Consider the following 20,871-nt stretch of genomic DNA (forward strand, 5'->3'; position numbering starts at 1 on the left):
CTCCTTCTATTGATTTCTGCTTTTATAAAGCAAGTAGATAAAATAAGGTGCGCCGATCGCCGCTGTAAATACTCCAGCCGGAATTTCCAAAGGGGCGAATGCGCTTTTTCCAATTAAGTCAGCTAGAACAACTAGTAAACCGCCGAGCAATGATGCAGATGGCAGCAATGCGCCGAAGGAAGATCCGACCAGCCTTCGCGCGATGTGCGGAGCAATAAGCCCGACAAACCCAATGGCTCCTGCAAAAGATACAGCGCAGGCTGTCAATGCTGTACTTAGAAGCAGCAAATACAAACGGTGGAGCTGAACCTTGCTCCCCACTCCTTTAGCTACTTCTTCACCAAGCCCTTGAATATTCACATGGCGGATAGCAAGAAAAGAAAGGAGTAACAGTACAACTGCCGCAACACCTAATACGTAAACCTCACTCCAGTTTGCTCCATAAACTGATCCTGTGATCCAAATATTCGCTTGCTGTACTCTGTGGATAGGCCCTTTTATCATCAAAAGTGTGGTCAATGACTGAGCAAGCATTGACGTTCCTATCCCAATTAATATCAGACGAAAAGTAGATACTCCGTTTTTATAAGAAAGTGCGTACACTACCATGCCTGTTATTGATGCACCGGCAAATGCGGCAAGGGGCTGCCATGCAATATTGACGGTTAAAGCGCCGCTGCTCGTTGAAAAAAGCAAAATAAACAAAACTATGGCTACAGATGCACCGCCGGTAACTCCGATGATATCGGGAGACGCCAGCGGATTGCGGATGAGCCCTTGAAGTATGCTTCCTGCAGCTGCCAGACAGATTCCCGCCAATAGGGCAATAAGTATTCTTGGCATTCGAAAGCTTTGGACGACAAGCTGATCAAGTTTTGAACCAATTCCGAGCAGCGATTTGCCAACGTCAAGAGGAGAAATAAATCGATCTCCGACTCCGGCGCTCACAATAATTGACAGAACTGTTATGCACACTAATATGAGAAAGGTGATAACGGCTCTTTTATCTAATAAATATGAAATGTTTCCTTTATTTACTCTCATCGGACGATAATTCTTCATCGCTGATCCCCTTTTCTTGCTATGTAAATGAAGACAGGGGTGCCAATAATAGCAGTCATCACACCGACTGGTACCTCTTCAGGCATAATAATGTACCTGGCTCCGATATCTGCTGTGATCAGTAGTATCGCTCCCAAAAGAGCGCAATATGGCAAAATCCAGCGATGGTCATTGCCGACAAGATATCTTGCAAAATGCGGAACTACAATTCCAATAAATCCTATTGGCCCTGCAATGGCGACTGCTCCCCCAGCAAGAATAATGATGGACACGGCCATCATCAGTTTGATTAAGCCTGTTTTTTGGCCAAGGCTTTTCGCTACATCCTCCCCCATGATAAGCACATTAATTTTCCTGCCTAACAAAAAGCTTCCTATTAATGCAATAATCAGATAAGGAGAAAGAGAAAGAAGTAGCTGCAGGTTACGGCCTTGGACAGATCCTGCAAGCCAAAATAAAACCTGCTCCAAAGCAGCTTCATTCACGGCAAGCATCCCCTGGGTCAAAGAAGAAAATAATGCCGCGATTGACGCTCCTGCAAGGGTAAGCTTTACCGGTGTAAGGCCATCTATGCCTATTGAGCTTATAAAATAAACGATAAATGCCGCAATTGCAGCCCCAGCAAATGCGATCCAGACGTTGGCTTGTAAGGATTGTACATGAAAAAAAATCATTGATACTACTACAAAGAATCCGGCTCCTGCGTTGACACCAAAAATGTCTGGGGAGGCTAATGGATTTTTCGTCAGCGCCTGCATCAATGCTCCAGCTACAGCCAGCGCAGCACCGACAACAGCAGCGACAAGCGCTCTTGGCAATCGGACATTCGTAATAATAAGATGCTCGTTTGATCCATTAAATGCTTGAAACGCATCAATTGCTGTCTTCCATGATGTATCTGTATACCCATATACCACGCTGCAGCATATGGCAGCCAATGAAATCAAGATTAAAAATAAGGAGACCCAGATTTTTTGTCTATTCGTCACTAAAAGCATGTTTTGTTTCTCCTGATTGATAGAAATATTGCCTGCTTCTATAGTAACAAATTTTATTGATCTTGAAAATCATTTTCAATTAAAGATTGACATTATTAATCCTTCACATTATGATCTAATTGATAATGATTTTCATAGGAGGATTTTACATAAATGAAAAATAGAATACTATTATCTTTATTTACTGTTATACTATTACTCATTCTTGCTGCATGTGGCGGCGGATCGTCTGAAGACAGTTCACCAGATAAAACTAGATCCATAGACCACGCAATGGGAACTGCTGATGTTCCTTCTGAACCTAAAAAAGTCGTTGTTTTAACAAACGAAGGAACAGAAGCTTTGTTAGAACTGGGGATTACACCTGTAGGGGCTGTCCAATCTTGGACCGGAGATCCTTGGTATGACCATATTAAAGACAGCATGAAGAATGTCAAAAACGTGGGGACAGAGAGCGAACCGAACATTGAAGCGATTGCCGAATTAGAGCCAGATTTAATCATCGGAAATAAAATTCGTCAAGAGCAAGTCTATGAACAGCTTTCCGAAATCGCGCCAACAGTTTTTTCCGAAGAGCTCCGCGGTGATTGGAAAGTAAATTTCAATCTCTATGCAAATGCAGTCAATAAAGAACAAAAAGGAAAAGAAATTATCGATCAATTCGATAAGCGAGTGACAGATTTAAGTGAAAAGCTTGGAGATAAAAAAGAGAAAAAGGTTTCCGTAGTCAGGTTTATGGCTGGCCAATCACGGATTTATTATAAAGATTCTTTTCCTGGTGTAATATTGGGCCAGCTCGGATTTAAATATCCTGCAAATCAGGACAAAATATTTGAATCTCAAGACGACAAGTTTGCATATATGACTGAAAGCAAGGAATCAATCCCGGAGATGGACGGAGATGTTCTATTTTACTTCACTTATAAACCAGCTGAATCTGAAAAAGATGCGAGTGAGTGGGAGAATAATTGGACGAACGATCCGCTTTGGAAAAATTTAAAGGCTGTTAAGTCAGGAAATGCGCATAAAGTTAATGATACAGTTTGGACAACTGCAGGCGGAGTGAAAGCTGCGAATCTGCTGCTTGACGATATTGAATCTTACTTCCTGGAAAAGTAAAAAAAGCAGTTTAAAGAAGAGCCCTCACGATTTGTGAGGGCTCTTCTTATGATAATTTAATTGGTTTCCGTCCTTCATCGTTATTTCCAAATCAAGCTTTTCGTAATCTTCCTCTAAATTAAAGGAAGATAGGATGTCATGAACTAACGAATCCTCTGATTGATTATTCTCCGGCTGCAGCTCGTCAAGCATCATTTTCATTTCTACTAACGCTTCGTCCCCGATATGATTGACTCCACTAAGGCCGTCTTTAATTTCTGCTGTTTCTTCTGGCGAATTGCGATAAATGGCTTGAAATGAATCCTGGTTTCCTTGTCCGTAGTAAACCGCAAGCTTGAAGCTTTTAAATGGGAGCGTCGATTGATCAACATCAACGGCATCCGCAACATTTAACGAACGGTCTTCTGTTTTTTCAAAACCGGCTAACCCGCATCCCGAAGTAATGGCCACACAAACAATCATCATCATCTGCAAAGACAGACGCATGCTATTCAACTCCCATACGAACACTTTTTTCCTTTAGCATGCTCCACATGTTTGCAGGTTATGCGTGTCTTATCCTGCGGTTTAAGTTAAACGCAGAAATTCTTCAGCATCCTTTATAGAAAGCTCGATTGCATCCTCCCAAAACTCACGTTTTGTCAGATCAACGTTTAGATGCTTTGACGCCAGATCTTCAACTGTCATTGAAGCGGTATCCTTTAATAGCGCTATATACTTTTCCTCAAATCTCGCTCCTTCCTTCAATGCTCTTGCATAAATACCCAATGAAAATAAATATCCAAATGTATAAGGAAAATTATAAAAAGGCACAGATGTGATATAAAAATGAAGCTTTGAGGCCCAGAAATACGGTGCATAGTCGCCTAACGCATCACAATAGGCTTCTTTTTGCGCCTCAACCATCAATTGATTTAATCTCTCCGCAGAAACCATTCCTTTTTTTCTTTCTTCATAAAATCTTGTTTCAAACAGGAACCGGGCATGGATATTCATATAAAATGCGACACTTCTCTGAAGCTTATCTTCAAGCAATACCAATTTTTGTTCGTCCGAATCGGCTTGCTTTAACGCCGCATCAGCGACAATCATTTCCGCAAATGTAGATGCAGTCTCGGCCACATTCATTGCATACCCTCTATTTAAAGGGCGGACATCGAGCATTGCCTCCTGATGATAGGCATGCCCAAGTTCGTGGGCAAGGGTCGAAACGTTTGAGGCGCTGCCAGAAAACGTCATGAAAATTCTCGATTGTTCGCTTTCGGGGAAGCTCGTACAGAAGCCGCCCGGGCGTTTGCCATCCCGGTCTTCCGCTTCAATCCATCGGTCTTTAAACGCTTTTTCACTAAAAGATGAAAGCTTAGGAGCAAATGACTTGAACTGATCGACAATAAAATTAGCCGCTCTATCATACGAATACTCCCCTGCATCGGTTCCGATCGGGGCTTCCAGATCACACCAATCGAGCTTGTCGAGCCCTAAAAGTTCTGCTTTTCGATTTAAGTAATCGACAAACGGCTGTTTGTTATCGCTGATGACCTCCCACATGACATCCAATGTTTCTTCTTTCATCCGATTGATTTCAAGAGGCTCCTTTAAGACGTTGTTCCAGCGTCGTGCGCCATAAACATTTAACCTGAATCCGCCAAGGTGATTCAGTGTTCGGCTAAGGATATCAGCATCCTGCTCCCATGCGCGATTTAAATTTTCTGTAATTATCTTTCGCGTATGGCGTTCCGGCCTTGCAGTTAGATTAGAGGCTTGGCCAACCGAAAGCATTTTCGTTTCTCCGTCGTCTTCATACGGAATTTTAATTTTAGAAACGATTGCATTGTACAGATCTCCCCAAGAATGATAACCATCAACTGCAATCCCTTGAATAAGCGTCTCCTGTTCGACCGAAAGACGATCTTTTACCTTTTCTCTTCTTTCATTTAATATGTATGAAATTTCTTTTATTTCTTCCTGCTGCAGCAGTTCGTTCCAAAGGCTTTTGTCAATTTCCGAGAGCTTTTTATCGAATAAGACCAAAGAGTTATGAAATGTTGCACTTAACTGTGTGATCTCTGATCGTTTCTGATTTGCCTTTAAGTCTTTCATATTTTGAGCCTGTAAGCAGCTGACAAATGCTCCAGCCTGTCTTGTCTTCTTCACGACACTTTCGAATAAGCTGAGAATGGCTGACAATTCATTTATATCACCGGTATGCTTAGGACTGGTAAAGGACTTGACCTGTTCATGAAAAGCAGACAATTCTTCTCTGATCATATTCAAATAGGAAGCAAACTCTTCTGAATGGCTCCCTCCTTTAAAGAACACATCCAGATTCCAGGTTTCTTTTAAATTATTTAGTGTCATACCTATTCTCCCTTCTCGACTATTCTTTTTATTATAAGCTAATTATGAAAATATTGTTAGAAAGAAAAAGAGCCTCCGACTAAGTCAGAAGCTCAACTGTTTCTTAATTTTTTTACAAATCTGTCTGTCGCCAATAAACCCAGCAGGCAAAGAACCATTAAAATGGGCGGCAAATACCGATTGATTTCTCCATCCACATGCTGTGTCTGTTGAATCGGATCTTCTTCTTTCGGTTCATGTTTATTGTCAATTGCCAGCTGCATCGAATTTATTATCCGGCCATCTTCTCCCAGTATATTCAGCTTACCAGAGCTATCTACACGTTCGGAAAGGGTTTCGTTTTTTTTCTTCGTGATCATTAAATCACTTGGCAGTTTGGCGCTGTCTGCCGATTCTGTCGAGAAGGATTCACCTTGAACATATTTTTTGGTTTCAAAGCCTTTGAAGCCGTAATCAAGGAGCTGCATCGTATCCTTGTACATGAAGTTTTTTTGATCAGCCTTCAACACGACTGCGATGAGATCTAAATTGTCTCTTTTGGCTGTCGTAACAAGGGTGTGCTTAGATTCGTTCACAAAGCCATTTTTACCGCCTGTAATTCCCGCATAAGAAATTTCCCCTGTAAGCATCCGGTGGTGATTAACCAGTGTCGTATCCCATGATTTTCCGTTCCATGGGAGTTTTTTTGTTTGAAAAATTTCTCTGAACCCGTCATTTTTCATTGCATACGCGGTGATTTTCGCCATGTCTTCTGAGGTTGTATAATGATCTTCATGAAAAAGTCCGCTTGGATTCATAAAATTCGTCTGAGAAACGCCTATTCTCTCATGGAGGTAAGCATTAATATCTTTTGAAAATTGATCAGGATTACCGCTGACATATTCCGCTACGGCCATTGCAGCGTCATTGCCTGAGTTGATCAGCATGCCTTGAATCAATTGCTTCAATTTCATATGTTCTCCTTCTTCAAGATACACCTTCGTTCCATCCATATTTGCCGCATTGGCACTCACGGTAACTTTATCTTCAAGATTCGCTTTTTCAATAGCATAAATAGCCGTTGCAATCTTAGTTATACTCGCGGGGTACATTTTTTTTCCGCTGTTTTTTTGGAATATAATATCCCCTGACTTCGCATCCATCAAAATAGCAGATTCACTTTCTAACACAGGCTCTTTCTCAGCTGCACCTGCCTGCTTTTGAATTCCTGCTGCAAATAGTAGGACGATAAGTAGAAGAATGGATCGTATAAAGAACATGGAATCACCTGTATATGTAAAAGTTTCGAAAAAGTCTATATTTCCCTCTTAAATCTTATCAGTCCCGAATGGTAGATTTCAATGGAATTCGGAAGTTTTATAGGTCTTTTACCAGGAATCAAACATGCAAATTATAATAACATAGTAAAAAACGACCTATAAAGGCCGTTTTTACCAATTATATTCTATTTTAAGACTCCTCTTCTTTTTGACTAAGCGTAACACTGAATGTTTGTTTCTTGCCTTCACGAAGAACATCCATCGTGACCTTATCGCCAATTTTAGTTTCTTTATATAAAATATTTTTTAAATCACCAGTGTTTGTGACTGATTTGCCGTTAATTCCTACAATAACGTCGCCGGACTTAATTCCTGCTTTTTGAGCCGCAGACCCGGACTGCACATCATCTATATACGCGCCTTTATTCAGCTGATCCCCAAAGAGGCCGAGTGTGCCTTCTTGATAGTTTTGCGGAACCCTCTCCATATCTAACATACTTACTCCAAGAAACGGCCGTTCAACGTTTCCTTTTTCAAGGAGTTCATCTACAATTGGCTGCAGATCATTGCTTGGAATAGCGAAGCCTATCGACTCTACTCCGGTTTCGCTGATTTTCAAACTGTTAATGCCAATGACCTGTCCATCGCTATTAATCAAGGGACCTCCGCTGTTTCCAGCATTAATCGCCGCATCGGTTTGCAGCACGTTCATTTCCCAGCTTCCTTGCGAGGTCGAAACATCCACCGACCGGTTGATTCCACTAATAATACCTTCAGTTACAGTTCTGGAAAAGTCGTGTCCAAGCGGATTTCCGATGGCAATGACTTGATCGCCGGGTCTCGCTTTGGAGGAATTTCCGAAGCTGGCTACCGAATCAATTCCTTTTGAGCTTATTTCAAGAACAGCTAAGTCGGTTAACGCATCACTTCCGACTAATTTTGCTTCCGTGTCGCTGCCATCAAAAAGAGAGACTTTGACTTTGTTAGCTCCTTCTACGACATGGTTGTTTGTAACAATATAAGCCTTATCGCCATCCTTTTTAAAGACAATGCCAGTTCCCGTTCCACTTTCTACACCTTTGTTGCTATTGTTTTCAAATCCGAAGCTGCTTTGTTGGTTTTGGATGTTGCTGATACCGACAATAGATGGTGACAGCTCTTCCACCATATCCGCAATTGAATCGGAGTTGTTTTTAGAAGCAGATGTCTTTGTAAAATTAGGAGACTGCTCCTGTCCAGAGCTTGCATTCTCCGTTATCGGGGTATTTTCCTCTTGTTGATTTGGCAAATAAGGGAACACGCCAAGCACCAAGCCGCCTCCAATGACACCTCCGAGGATGGGGCTCAGCCAAGAAGCTGCTCTTCGTTTTTTTGTCTTATTGTTATTTTTTTCTCTCGATTCTTCAACGGAAGCTGCTGTTTCACCCGCTTCGTAAATTGTTTGATTTGGTTGAGAATTTTGTTTCGATATGACCGGAGCGTCGACTTTGTCTGAATCATCTCGTGTATCGTCACTGTTCCAAACAACACGGCGTTCTTCTTCCTGTTTGTAAGAATTCGGCTCATCGGCTTTCGAGTTGTATTGATTTTGCTCGTTTGAGTTATTGTTCTGTTGATTATTATTTTCTTGGTTTTGGTCTTCTCGTCTGTAATCCATGAAAAAATCACTCCTTCTTTCATTTCTATCATGGTCTGGTGCACAGCTTTCCAATCATCTTGCTATGTACCAAAGAAATAACTTATCATCCAATCATTTCCTCATTCTCTTTCTTCCCTTACGTGTATAATACGCAAACATTGTGGGATAAAAATGAAAAAAATATGTGAAATTGTGAAAAACCTTCTTGAATACATATTAACCGTTTATAATGGCGTAAGAAAGGATGTGACTCATTTTGTCCTACACAGTTAACCTTGTGGAAGATGAACAAAGCTTAAATGAGCTGTTAACGAAATACTTACAAAGCGAGGGCTGGATCGTTACGTCTTTTTTAAATGGAACAGATGCAATCAACAAGTTAACGCCCTCTCCTCATATTTGGATCCTTGATATCATGCTCCCTGATATTGACGGCTACACGATAATCAAGGAAATTAAAAAACAAGACCCGGCCGTTCCTGTCATTTTTATATCGGCAAGAGACGCCGATATTGATAGAGTACTCGGCCTTGAACTGGGAAGCAGCGATTATATTTCAAAGCCATTCCTGCCCAGGGAACTCATCATTCGTGTAAAAAAACTACTTGAACTAGTATATAAAAATGACAGGCCAAAAGCTTCCCCTCTCCTTTCTCCGTATGAGGTTTACGAAGAGCTGAGAGAAGTCTACAAAAATGGTGTATCGATCACTTTGACATCAAAGGAGTTTGACCTTTTGCTATTATTTATTAAAAACAAAGGCCATGCATTTTCCAGGGAAGATATTTTGGTGAAAATTTGGGGAGATAACTATTTTGGCACCGATCGTGTCGTCGATGATCTCGTTCGGCGATTAAGAAAAAAAATGCCTGAGCTTAAGGTCGAGACGATCTACGGGTTTGGCTACAGGATGGCAAAAGGATGAAAAACAAACCTCTCGCCTTTCAAATTTGGTTATCAATAGCAGCGATTTTATTTGTTATTGCCATTTTGTTGATGATTTTGCTGCTCACGACGTTACGAAACTTTTTTACGGATGAAATCTATACGACGATCGAAAATGAGCAGCACATTTTAACTGAGTTTCGAGTGCCCGGTTCTCTGGAGAGACGCGATTTTTCCAAAGATGCCTCTGCACCGAGCACGGAACGATCGGTGCAGCACATCCTGCTTCCAGAGGATATCTCCCTGTACCGAAAACAGCAATTTGTTCCCGACTCGTTCATAAAAAAGGTCTATGAATTGGTCAACAGCCAACACACAAAGACGAGAAGATATTCTGAAGATATAGGCAATACAAGAGTTTTCTTCGTCGTAAAAAAAGTGATCGTCAATGACCAGCCGGGATACCTGCTTTCCTATGCATTTGATTCGTATCGGGACACACTGTCATTCACACTGTTTAAAAGGCTGCTTTACGGTTTAGCTATTGTACTGATATTAAGCTGGATTCCTTCTCTTTGGCTGGCGCGTTATTTATCAAGACCCTTGGTCACTTTGGAAAAGCACGTCAAACAAATCAGCAAACAGGACTGGCACGATCCTGTGACCGTCGATCGGACGGATGAAATTGGACATCTCGGCCAAAGCATCGAGGATATGAGGCAAAAGCTTATTCATAAGGATGAGACAGAAAGAGCATTAATGCAAAATATTTCACACGACTTAAAAACACCAGTAATGGTCATTCGCGGGTACACTCAAGCAATAAAGGACGGAATCTTTCCGCAGGGTGATTTAGATAGTACAGTGGATGTCATTGAAGCGGAAGCTGAAAAATTGGAGAAGAAAATCAAAAATTTATTATACCTGACAAAACTGGATTATCTTTCGAAACAAAAGCAAGTTCGGGAAACATTTCATTTGAGCGAAACGATCCAATCGGTTGTGGATCGGTTAAAATGGTCTAGAATCGATATAGATTGGCTGACCTCTTTAGATGATGTATCTATTGAAGGGGATGAAGAACAGTGGAATAAATTGGTCGAAAACATTTTGGAAAACCAAATACGCTATGCGGAACAAACCATAGAAATTCAGGTTCGCACAGGAAATGCAAATGAAGCCATTCTAACGATCAAAAATGATGGACCGCATATTGAAGAAAAGATGCTTACCAGCCTATTTGAGCCTTTTAATAAAGGGAAGAAAGGCGAATTCGGAATAGGGCTTAGCATCGTAAAACGTATATTGGAGCTTCATAATGCAAAAATCAAGATTGAAAATAAAGAAACAGGAGTGTGCTATACAATCATCGTTCCAAAAAACAGGCTGTAATCTGCGCAGTCTGTTTTTTTACGTAAATGAATATCCGTTTAAATCACGATAGCCTTTTGTCACATGTCTTTTCGAATGCTGTATCCAGCGTTTTTCTTCGACCATTTGCTTTGGATAACTGACTTTTTCAGCTTTGATTCCCTGGCTTTTTAAACGGGAAATGATCTGTTCCAATTCTTTCATGGCGATGCACCCTTTCAGTTAATTTTGACCATACAGTCACCTTACTATATAATATATAAAACAAGAGTATGAATTACAAGTTACAATCTTGTTAAATTTTCGGTTTGACCACTTGGTCACTCCTTTAGCCAACGTCAACATGGAGGATGGGCATTCATGAAGCAAAAAGAAATAAGCATCATTAATCAAGCAATTAAATTGTTCGCAGAAAAAGGATATAAAACGACCTCTGTTCAAGAAATCGCTGATGAATGCGGAATATCCAAAGGCGCTTTTTACATTTACTTCAAATCGAAAGACGCATTATTGGTAAGCATCCTCGAATACTATTATCACAAAGTATTTACCCGAATTGACGAATTGAAAACCAGCCATCTCCCCCCCAAAGAAGTTTATCGGAAGCAGCTTGCGGTTTATTATGAAAATATTCTTGAACACCAGGATTTTATTACGATGCAAATGAAAGAAAAATCAATGCCTGACAATAAGGACATTCGTACGATCGCCAATCAGTTCAAAGCGACATCACTTGAACTGCATACACAAAATGTAAAGCACATTTACGGTGAAGGCATTGCCCCCTATCTGGCCGATATTTGCTTATTAATTGAGGGGCTTACCCACGTCTATTTGGAGCTGATCATTTTATATAAACTTCCATTAGAAATCAGCAGGCTGACATCCACGATTGTCGACAGGGTCGATGACCTTGTCCAAGGGATGATTAGAAGAAATGAAAAGCCGCTTGTGACAAACTTGACTGCTAGCAGCTTATTTGAATGGCCGGATATGGAGCATAAACCGGGACATTCAATGATCAAAAAAATTAAAGAAAAAGCCTCACGTCTACCCGACCGCTCTCATCATCAAGAAATCATGGAAAGCTTGGAGCTGCTTGAAAATGAACTTAGGCATCCAACTCCGCGAACTGCAATTATTAAAGGCATGATTGCCAATTTAAAAGCAGTAGACGAAATTAAAGGAGAAGCTGAAATGCTCGATCATCTGATAAATGAAAGAAAGAATGGTTCCAACTTCATCTAAAATGGGGGGAAACGGCTGAATGACAGCCGTTTCTTCCGTATGTTAAGCCTTTGAATTCACCATATCTTCCGGCTTCACAAACCGATCAAACTCTTCCTCAGTTAATAGATTTAATTTCAAAGAAGCCTCTTTCAATGTCAAACCTTCTTTATGGGCAAGCTTTGCGATTTTCGCCGCATTTTCATACCCGATATGCGGATTCAATGCAGTCACCAGCATAAGTGATTCTTCCAAATTCCGTTGAATAACTTCTTGATTCGGTTCAATTCCAACCGCACAATTGTCATGGAATGAGTGAATTCCTTCAGCAAGCAGCTGGACGGATTGCAGGAAGTTATAAGCAATCACGGGCTTGAACACATTTAATTCAAAATTCCCTTGGCTTGCAGCAATTCCAATTGTTGCGTCATTCCCCATGACCTGTACAGCAATCATCGTTAATGCTTCACATTGAGTCGGGTTTACTTTTCCCGGCATAATTGAGCTTCCCGGTTCGTTCTCAGGAATCACCAGTTCGCCAATTCCACATCGCGGCCCGCTCGCAAGCCATCTTACATCGTTCGCAATTTTCATTAAATCAGCTGCCAACGCTTTTATTGCCCCATGCACATAGGTTAATTCGTCATGACTCGTTAGGGCATGAAACTTATTCGGCGAAGAACGGAAGTTGTGCTTCGTCAACTGACTGATTTCCTCCGCTACTATGTTCCCAAACTCCGGATGAGCATTTATCCCGGTTCCTACCGCGGTTCCGCCAATAGCCAATTCGCGGATTTTTTCAGTAGATTCCAGAATCATTTCTTTCGAACGCTCCAGCATGTATACCCATCCGCTGATTTCCTGACCTAACGTTAATGGCGTAGCATCCTGCAGATGGGTCCGGCCAATTTTCACGACATCTTCATAGGCTTGGGCCTTCTCATCAAGAGTGCCTTTCAGCTGATCGATCGCCGGAATAAGCTTTTCGTAGACTGATAGTACAGCAGCAACGTGCATTGCCGTAGGAAAGGTGTCGTTTGAGCTTTGACTGCGGTTCACGTCATCATTTGGGTGGATCCTTTCCGATACGCCTTTTTCTTGCAGATATTCGGTCGCCAGGTTAGCAACAACCTCGTTCATATTCATGTTGCTTTGGGTTCCGCTGCCAGTTTGCCAAACAACCAATGGAAATTGATCATCGTACGTACCTTTCAAGACCTCATCACAGACGGATACGATTGCCTTTGATTTCTCCTTCTCCAAATTCCCAAGCCTTTCATTCGCAATTGCTGTACTTCTCTTGAGAATTGCAAACGCCTTCACAATTTCGTGCGGCATTTTTTCATTGCCTATTTTAAAATTCTCCCTGCTTCTTTGAGTTTGCGCCCCCCAATATTTGTCTGCCGGTACTTTTATTTCTCCCATTGTGTCTTTTTCAATTCTGTATTCCATTATGTATCCCTCCATTAATCTAGTACTTCGATGAAAACAAGTAATATCCTTTATTAAAATTTTATCGTATTTTTCTATGAAAATCTAAAAAAATTCGGTGGTACATCCATTGTGAACCTGACCTGCTTTTTAAGTGCTGTATTCCCCAACCGTTTTTTCATCAATATAGTTGTTCTTCAAAATTATCTAGAAGATCTTTTGAAGAGGTTGGGAGCCATGGTAAAATACAGTAGAAAGGGTGTGTCTGTTTGAAAAGAACGCTGCAGGTTGTCGGAATTCTATTAATTGTGGCAGGAATTCTAATATTCTTTGCGACGATGAACCAATCCCTCTTATCAGATCCGTATATAGGGGGTGGAGTGGGTTATATCGAGTCTATGATGTCTTTTTTGTCCTATTCTATAACTCCTATTCTTCTTATTATCGGAGGATTTCTCCTGCTCGGCACTGCCAAATTGATTGAAGTGCAAGAGCGGTCATCAGAAATGACAACTGCATTGCTAAAACAGCTGTTAGAAATGAAAAACGAAGCCCAAGCCCCTTCTGCCCCAATGAATAATACTCACATAGCGGCAGATGAACAGGAATTGACAGCAGAAATAGAAGAAGAACTGCCATTTCAAGAAAACGAACGGAAATATTGGCACGGTTAATGGCCGTAATGCAGGATAAAGTAATGAAGGCTTTCCTATAGTTTGGAAGGCCTTTATTTATTGTACAATCTTATTCCGGTGAGCGTAAATGGCTGCCTGGGTTCGGTCTGCCACCTCAAGCTTAGATAAAATATTCGTTACGTGAGTTTTCACTGTTTTTATCGTTATGTAAAGGTCCTCTGAAATATCTTTGTTTGTTTTGCCTTCAGCCAAGAGACGAAGTATTTCCAGCTCTCTGGCTGTCAATGAATGATGGAGCGGCTGCTCTGAAGAGGAATGACGCAATCTGGACAGGACTTTTCCCGCGACCTTTGCCTCAAGCTTCGGTTCTCCAATGCTTGCAGATCTGATCGCTTCGGCAATATCCTTTGCTTTTGAAGTTTTTAACAAGTAACTGAGAGCTCCGGCTTCAATGACAGGATAAACCTTATCATCGTCAATAAAGCTCGTTAACACGATGATTTTTGCGTTTTCCATTTGGCTGCAAATCTTTTTTGTCGCCTCTATTCCATCCATGCCCTCCATGACCAGATCCATAAGGATGACGTCTGGTTTTAGATCAACAGCCATTTTCACTCCAGTCTCCCCATCTGATGCTTCGCCAACTACTTCAATGTCAGACTGCGCTTCTAAAAATGCTGCCAACCCCATTCTAACCATCTCATGATCATCAATCAACAGTACCCGTATCAACATGTTCACTCCTCTCCTTATAGATAGGAACCTTGACATCAATTTGCGTTCCTTTCGTTTCAAACGAAATGATTTCTGCGACTCCTCCTACTTCACTTGCCCGTTCACGAATCGAATTCAACCCGTAAGAAGAAGTTTTGATGTCGTCCATTTTAAATCCGATTCCATTATCAATGACCTTTAGCTGAACCTGGCTGTTTCTTGCTAAAAGGCGAACTGTAACCTTCGAGGCTTTCGAGTGGCGAAACACATTTGATAGTGCTTCTTGAACAATCCGGAACAGCTGGTCTTCTACTCCTTTTGATAGATACTGGATGTCTTCGAGCTCCCAGTCAATCTCAAGAGTCTCTTTTTCTTTGAATTCTTGCAACAGCTCAAAAAGTCCTTCTTTTAATCCTTTGCCCTCCAGAGTCACCGGCCTTAAATGCATGAGGAGCGCCCTCATTTCATTTTGAGCATTCGCAGCCATCCCTTCTACTAATTTCATGCGCTTTGCCACTTTCTCATTTAAGCCGGTCGTCGATTCGAGTATTGCAGATGTCATCATCGATATGGCGAACAGCTGCTGGCTTACGACATCGTGCAGGTCTCTTGCAAGCTTTTGCCGTTCTTCTGACACGACAGATTTTTTCATTTGGATTTGCCACTCAGCACGTTCGTTAGACAGCTTTTGAAGTGATGCCACTTGAAGCTCGACTCTCTTAGCCATTTCGTTTAACTGGTCTGCCACCATTCCGATTTCGTCATCGCCAAGCGCAGGGAGCCGATAGGCAAAATTCCCATTTTCAAATTTTAATATGGATTCAATTAACTTTTCCAAGCGATTCTTCAAATCATTACCGAAAATATACCCAGAACCAAAGCCAATGAAAACACAGATCATGAGCAGGATGGCGAAAAACGGAACACCAAACCATTTTGATGACAAAAGCAGGCTTGGATCAAGCTGATAATAAAAAAACAAAAGTACGGTTATGGCGCTCATGACAAAAAAACTCGCACCCAAATACATCCTTACCGATCTCCATTGGATATTGGAAAGTATTTTTCTTGTCATAAATATCTCACGTCCACATCCCCGATAAACAATGAAATAGATATTTTCACTTTCCTTGAACTGTTGTTGTAGTTAGAAGATGACGCATGGATTTTGCTGCTTAATCCGCTGCTTCTGTCTCCAATTATATCCATATCACCCACAAATGCCGATGAGGTGATTGCCACCTCCAAGTCAGCCGGCACATAAATATCAATATCGCCAATAATCCCGCTTATGACAATCGTGCTTTCACCCTCAGGAACGATGGCTTTCGAGAGGTCAATCTTCACATCGCCGATAAAACCGGAAATATTTAGATCTGTAAGATCAAAAGGATTTTTCATTAACCTGACTTCTCCGATAAAAAAGTTGCGATTGGCTGTCGGAATTGTATGGTTCACCGGTTCTGATTTCTTTTTCGTCAGATCCACTTTTTTTGATGGTTCCTTTGTTTTTTCCTTTTGAGCAAAAACGGGCTGATTCGTAACTAAACGATATCCTGCATAAATGAGAAAAGCAGCGAAAAGGTACCCGAAAAGATTAAAGGTGATGCTGAATAACGATTTTACGAAGAGCAATCCAGCAAAGACATACATGACTGATCCGAGTAATCGGTGGGAATATTTATGGAAAAAGTATCCTGCAATTAAAAAACAGAGCGGCCAGAACACTGCGTCACCCAGACCACTATTTTGCATAAAGACACTTATCCCGAAAAGTATTACAAGAAGCCCAAGTAGCTTTTTCTTAGTTAGACGCAAGCGGCCCCGCTCCTTTCTGTGAATTATTGCCCATCAATCTCTACATCACCGCTTGTGACCGAAATTGATACGTTATGGTTTGCCTTTCCTTTTGAGGCCTTCAGTTTATTTTCATCAGACTCAATTTTGTCAAAATCAAAAGAATGGCTGATGTCTCCGCTGGTGGTATTTGCTTCGAGAGCGATATCCGCGTCTTCAGGCAAAGAGAGGCTCAGTTCCCCGGAGGTTAATTGAAATTGGAGATCGTTTGTCAATTCATTTAAGCTGACTGTAACATTTCCGCTAGTCAGTTTCGAATGAATTTTTCCGGTCAGGTTTTCAATTTCTATATTTCCAGATGTAGTCCTTAATGTTGAATTTGAAGCGTTGATATCTGATAATCCAATGTTTCCTGAAGTTCCTTTTACATTCAATTCTTTTGCATCTACTTCGTCCACTTTAATATTCCCGCTGCTCGTTTCCAAAGAGAGCTGATCTAAGCTTAATTGATGATCTGCTGATAATCGCAAATTGCCGCTTGTGAGATCGGCAGACAGGTTTTCTTTGTACTCGGCCGGGACATGCACGACCAGCTTATGATCTTGAAAGAACGAAAAGAAAGACAAACCCTTATGCTTTACGTTAAGAGAAAGCTTCCCTCCGCTTTCACTCGCATCCAAGCTGATATTTTTGCCGCCATGCAATTCAGCGTAAATGTCATCACGCTCTTCTCCGACAATATCAACGTTCGTACTCCTTGAAGAAACCTCAATCTCGTCAATATCACTAACATCAGCAGAGGCAGTAGTATTACTCTCTCCCGGACTAATCAAGAAAAAAAAGCCGTCCCGGAAGACAAGAAAGACCAATAGTAAGATGCCGAATAATATCATCAGATTCCCGACAAGTTTTTTCATAGTATCCCTCATTTTTTATGGGTCATCCTTATTATAAGGAATGTTCGTTTGCATTGAAACTATTATTTCAAGACAGGGGTAGGAGGCTAAAGCCAGCCCCCCATTCATTGCGATTACTGCTTGCTTGCCAGAAGCTCGCCATTATCCTTTTTCTTCGCTTTCATTTTTTCAATCTCTTTCTCTACTTCGCCAGCATATTCGAGATTCGTGAAGGAGCTTGAACCGGAAATGTCAGCAAAGCTGTTCACCTTAATTTCCATTTCTTCTATTCTGTTTTCCATTCGCATAAATTCCCGATATGCACTATCGCTATCAATCCTGTTAAATGATGCATTTAAATGTTCCTTTGCTTTCACCGCATTCGCGCGTGCAATTAATGCATGCTTTTTATCCTTAAGATCCTGAAGCTTCCCTTCAAGTGTCTCCAGCTGGTTTTTCAGTTCTTTCACTTGATTCTTTGCCAGTTCATAGCTTTCTTTATGTTCCTTCGCTTTTTCTTCGTAATATTTCATTTCAGCTAAGGCTTTACGGGCAAGCTCTTCTTCGCCGGCATCAAAAGCGAGCTGCGCTTGATTTCTGCGTTTAGTCTCTAATTGTTCTGCTTCCTCGAATTTCTTCTTAAAGCCCCGCTCAATCGTTTGTTGCTCGATAATGATATGCTTCGCTTTAGCAATATCGCTTTCCATGTCCCTTACATATTGATTCAGCATAACCCTCGGGTTTTCTACCTTATCCAGTCCTTCATTGATTTGAGCGACGAACATATCTCTCATTCGTTTAAGTACCATGTTTTCGTTCCTCCTGTTATTTATTTTTTTTCAAAAAATCTTCCCATTCTGAATCAAAGTTTGATTGGTAAACGGTGTCTTCTTTATGTGAATGGATGATCGGATCTGCTTCTTTTGATTCATCCTTGATCATTTTCCAACCGAAATAAATCAGCCCGGCCGCCAAAGCCAATCCTAAAATAAACGGGAGTGATCCGGTTACAAAGCAAATTCCAAACAGAATCAGGATGATCCCGGAAATTTTATGTCCTCTGCTCCAGCGTTTTGCCCCGTAGTACAGCAGTCCTGCAGAAACAGCGATTGCAATCAGCCCTCCAAAACTTCCGCCTCCAAAGAAGAGAGAAAGTCCAAACAAAATCAAGACGATGCCGATTATGGATTTGCCGCTAATTTTCACGTGTGTCCCTCCTTTCTCGTTCCTTGACTTAACTATAGTCAAAATTAAAAGCCTATAAAACGAGACAGAGAAGGATTTTAAGATAAGACCAGGGTCGTATAGGAGGACAGACTCTTAGCCAAAACAATACCGCCAGTTGGTGGCAGACAGCTCAGTTTTTTCTGTATTCAGCGGCAAGGAGATAACGATATATCCGTTCATCCCGGGGCTCATGTGCCCGCTTCGGGAATGATTGCGACCGCTTTACATTTTATTGCGACCACTTCCGAATTTATTGTGACCACTTTCTCTTTTTTTCTGCCCGCTTGAGAAATCATTCGTCTCCTTCGTGTGCTTTCCACGCTTGTAGAGCAGTTCCAAACTTAGCTAAACATAAAAAGAAGAGCTGCTATAGAGCCCTTCTTCACCTTATCTTGTCTTGTACTTATTATGAAATCCTTTTTCTCTTCTTCACATACTCCTTTTCCCAATAATCCGCATTTTTGATTCCCAGCTTACTCGGTGTGAAAATCGGATCCAATCCTTGCAGCTTTTGTTCTCTGTAATCTTTTAAAGCACGCAGCACCGGTTTGATGAGAAACAGGAGTGCTATAAGATTAAGCCAGGCCATCATGCCGACGCCCAGATCTGCTAAAAGCCAGGTTACTCCTGTTTCCCACAAAGCACCAATCAGAGTGGTGGCTATTAAGGCTAACTTTAAAATTAAGGCAAAGATCTTATTGAATTTTCCTTTTAATATATAGACCATATTTGTTTCTGCAATGTAATATTGAGCCATGATCGTCGTGAACGCGAAAAAACATAGGGCAATGGCAACAAATCCCGAACCAAACCCCGGAATCACGCTTTCGACAGCCTCCTGGGTATATTGGGCTGTTCCTTCAATTAATGCCCCGTCCGCTCCTAAAACATTGCTTGCAATCGGATTTCCTCCAGCATCTACCGTATTAAAACTGTTAGTAAATAAAATCATTAATGCTGTTGCAGAACAAACAAATAAGGTATCAATATAGATCGAAAATGCCTGGACCAGCCCTTGCTTCACCGGATGGGAAACTTCTGCTGCAGCAGCAGCATGCGGTCCGGTTCCCTGTCCTGCTTCGTTCGAATATACCCCGCGCTGTATACCAAAGGAAATAGCGGTACCGACAATTCCTCCAAACATAGCATTTGCCCCAAATGCACTGGAAAAAATCAATTCCAAAACGGCGGGCACTTGTTCAATATTTAAGCCGATAACGATTAACGAAACTAAAATATAGCCAACCGCCATGAAAGGGACGACAAACTGTGCAACAGAAGCTATGCTTTTCACCCCGCCAATAATGATTAATGCTAATATAGCAGTCATCACTATCCCTGATACAACATTAGGAACACCAAAAGCCTCCTTCAAGCCGGAAGAAATAGAGTTTGCCTGGATCCCTGGAGCAAACAGTGCGGTCGCAATCATAGCAGCAATCGCAAAAATGACTGCATACCATCTTAATCCAAGGGCTTTATCAATGTAATAAGCAGGTCCTCCGCGATATTGACCGGACTCTTGCTTTTTATATATCTGACCTAACGTCGATTCAGCAAACGAACTTGCCGCTCCAACAAAGCCGATAAACCACATCCAAAAAACAGCTCCAGGACCTCCTGCATAGATTGCTGCGGCGACTCCAGCAATATTTCCGGTACCAACACGTCCGGATAGAGCTATTGATATCGCCTGGAAAGACGATACGCCTTCCTTAGAGCTTTTTCCAGTAAACGTTTGAATGATCATATCTTTTAAATATCTCAATTGTACAAAACCAGTTAACCCGGTTAACAGCAATCCAATAACTGCACAAAGCCACACTAGCGGAGAACTCCACACGATTCCGACAAGCCATTCAAGAAACTGTTCCAAAAAACCTCTCCCTTCGGAAATTGATGAACAAACTATACTGCACCATTTTACTTACAAAAATGAATTATTCACCTAATAAGTAAGGTAATGTAACAATACTAGCCAAAACCGTGACTTCCGAACCAAAAAATATTAGATTATTTCACATGAATAACCCGGCTTTGTTTGATGAAAAGCCAAGCCATCCTTTTAGTATTCTTCTCTTATTAAAGGCAATCTGGAACAGTGAATTCCCCCGCCCATTTTTCTAATTTTTGATATATCAACGGGTAACACTTCGATCCCAGTGATCTTGCGGTTCTCGGAGTATCTGCAGCCATGATGACTTTTCTCGGCAAAACAGTAAGGCAATATGTCGTACATTCCAAGTTATTCGG

20 protein-coding genes are annotated in these 20,871 nt (G+C 41.4%); 5 read left to right on the plus strand and 15 right to left on the minus strand.

Translation table 11 applies throughout. From position 1 onward, the window contains the following. Window positions 1-6: 6 nt before the first annotated feature. Window positions 7-1,062, minus strand: a complete 1,056-nt coding sequence (locus JOC74_RS08060) for a FecCD family ABC transporter permease (RefSeq protein WP_053604090.1) — start codon at window positions 1,060-1,062, stop codon at window positions 7-9. After that, a complete protein-coding gene (locus JOC74_RS08065; RefSeq protein WP_053604091.1) occupies window positions 1,059-2,060 on the minus strand; it encodes a FecCD family ABC transporter permease in 1,002 nt (333 codons plus the stop codon). Before JOC74_RS08065 ends, JOC74_RS08060 begins: the two co-directional genes overlap by 4 nt. Window positions 2,061-2,213: 153 nt before the next feature. Between JOC74_RS08065 and JOC74_RS08070 the strand changes: the two genes are divergently transcribed. Continuing rightward, window positions 2,214-3,179 carry an ABC transporter substrate-binding protein gene (locus tag JOC74_RS08070; protein WP_053604092.1) on the plus strand — a complete coding sequence of 322 codons (966 nt, stop codon included), beginning with the start codon at window positions 2,214-2,216 and terminating at the stop codon, window positions 3,177-3,179. Between the two features lie 24 nt (window positions 3,180-3,203). Here JOC74_RS08070 and JOC74_RS08075 read toward each other — a convergent pair whose 3' ends face one another. From JOC74_RS08075 to JOC74_RS08090, 4 genes are all read right to left on the minus strand, one after another. Then, a complete protein-coding gene (locus JOC74_RS08075; RefSeq protein WP_053604093.1) occupies window positions 3,204-3,665 on the minus strand; it encodes a YusW family protein in 462 nt (153 codons plus the stop codon). Between the two features lie 81 nt (window positions 3,666-3,746). After that, on the minus strand, window positions 3,747-5,537 hold the full coding sequence (locus JOC74_RS08080; protein WP_053604094.1) for a M3 family oligoendopeptidase: 1,791 nt from the start codon (window positions 5,535-5,537) through the stop codon (window positions 3,747-3,749). A gap of 92 nt (window positions 5,538-5,629) precedes the next feature. Further along, window positions 5,630-6,796, minus strand: coding sequence for a D-alanyl-D-alanine carboxypeptidase family protein (locus JOC74_RS08085; RefSeq protein ID WP_053604095.1), 1,167 nt, complete (start codon window positions 6,794-6,796; stop codon window positions 5,630-5,632). A 190-nt stretch (window positions 6,797-6,986) separates the two neighbouring features. Further along, the gene (locus JOC74_RS08090) at window positions 6,987-8,453 is read right to left on the minus strand and encodes a S1C family serine protease (RefSeq protein WP_053604096.1); all 1,467 of its coding nucleotides are present in this window, start codon (window positions 8,451-8,453) and stop codon (window positions 6,987-6,989) included. A 238-nt stretch (window positions 8,454-8,691) separates the two neighbouring features. On the opposite strand from JOC74_RS08090, the gene JOC74_RS08095 reads away from it, so the two are divergent. Beyond that, window positions 8,692-9,360, plus strand: a complete 669-nt coding sequence (locus JOC74_RS08095) for a response regulator transcription factor (protein ID WP_053604097.1) — start codon at window positions 8,692-8,694, stop codon at window positions 9,358-9,360. Next, entirely contained in the window at window positions 9,357-10,712 is a 1,356-nt protein-coding gene (locus tag JOC74_RS08100; RefSeq protein WP_053604098.1) for a sensor histidine kinase, read from the plus strand. The genes JOC74_RS08095 and JOC74_RS08100 overlap by 4 nt, the downstream gene beginning before the upstream one ends. 18 nt (window positions 10,713-10,730) lie before the next feature. Here JOC74_RS08100 and JOC74_RS08105 read toward each other — a convergent pair whose 3' ends face one another. After that, complete coding sequence (locus tag JOC74_RS08105) at window positions 10,731-10,895, minus strand: hypothetical protein (RefSeq protein ID WP_098945239.1); 165 nt, start codon at window positions 10,893-10,895, stop codon at window positions 10,731-10,733. 156 nt (window positions 10,896-11,051) lie between these two features. Here JOC74_RS08105 and JOC74_RS08110 point away from each other — a divergent pair, with 156 nt between their 5' ends. Next, a complete protein-coding gene (locus JOC74_RS08110) occupies window positions 11,052-11,939 on the plus strand; it encodes a TetR/AcrR family transcriptional regulator (RefSeq protein WP_053604099.1) in 888 nt (295 codons plus the stop codon). A 42-nt stretch (window positions 11,940-11,981) separates the two neighbouring features. Here JOC74_RS08110 and fumC read toward each other — a convergent pair whose 3' ends face one another. After that, window positions 11,982-13,370: a class II fumarate hydratase gene (gene fumC, locus JOC74_RS08115; RefSeq protein ID WP_053604100.1), complete on the minus strand. Its 1,389-nt coding sequence runs from the start codon at window positions 13,368-13,370 to the stop codon at window positions 11,982-11,984. A gap of 248 nt (window positions 13,371-13,618) precedes the next feature. Here fumC and JOC74_RS08120 point away from each other — a divergent pair, with 248 nt between their 5' ends. Next, window positions 13,619-14,023 (plus strand): hypothetical protein, encoded by a 405-nt coding sequence (locus JOC74_RS08120; protein ID WP_053604101.1) that lies wholly within the window; start codon window positions 13,619-13,621, stop codon window positions 14,021-14,023. Between the two features lie 57 nt (window positions 14,024-14,080). On the opposite strand, the gene liaR is transcribed toward JOC74_RS08120, so the two are convergent. The 7 genes from liaR to JOC74_RS08155 form a co-directional block, all read right to left on the minus strand. Next, a complete protein-coding gene (gene liaR, locus JOC74_RS08125; protein WP_053606104.1) occupies window positions 14,081-14,716 on the minus strand; it encodes a two-component system response regulator LiaR in 636 nt (211 codons plus the stop codon). After that, window positions 14,694-15,773: a two-component system sensor histidine kinase LiaS gene (gene liaS / locus JOC74_RS08130; protein WP_053604102.1), complete on the minus strand. Its 1,080-nt coding sequence runs from the start codon at window positions 15,771-15,773 to the stop codon at window positions 14,694-14,696. The genes liaR and liaS overlap by 23 nt, the downstream gene beginning before the upstream one ends. Beyond that, a complete protein-coding gene (liaF, locus tag JOC74_RS08135) occupies window positions 15,770-16,453 on the minus strand; it encodes a cell wall-active antibiotics response protein LiaF (protein WP_098945311.1) in 684 nt (227 codons plus the stop codon). The genes liaS and liaF overlap by 4 nt, the downstream gene beginning before the upstream one ends. Before the next feature lie 86 nt (window positions 16,454-16,539). Next, on the minus strand, window positions 16,540-17,412 hold the full coding sequence (gene liaG, locus JOC74_RS08140; RefSeq protein WP_053604104.1) for a LiaG family protein: 873 nt from the start codon (window positions 17,410-17,412) through the stop codon (window positions 16,540-16,542). 113 nt (window positions 17,413-17,525) lie between these two features. Then, a complete protein-coding gene (gene liaH, locus JOC74_RS08145) occupies window positions 17,526-18,200 on the minus strand; it encodes a stress responsive protein LiaH (protein WP_211086117.1) in 675 nt (224 codons plus the stop codon). A gap of 16 nt (window positions 18,201-18,216) precedes the next feature. Continuing rightward, on the minus strand, window positions 18,217-18,597 hold the full coding sequence (locus JOC74_RS08150) for a protein liaI (RefSeq protein WP_053604106.1): 381 nt from the start codon (window positions 18,595-18,597) through the stop codon (window positions 18,217-18,219). Window positions 18,598-19,024: 427 nt separating this feature from the next. Further along, the gene (locus JOC74_RS08155) at window positions 19,025-20,494 is read right to left on the minus strand and encodes an alanine/glycine:cation symporter family protein (RefSeq protein ID WP_053604107.1); all 1,470 of its coding nucleotides are present in this window, start codon (window positions 20,492-20,494) and stop codon (window positions 19,025-19,027) included. Between the last annotated feature and the right edge of the window lie 377 nt (window positions 20,495-20,871).

It is taken from the genome of Bacillus capparidis (assembly GCF_017832095.1).
Classification (GTDB): Bacteria; Bacillota; Bacilli; order Bacillales; family Bacillaceae; genus Bacillus; species Bacillus gobiensis.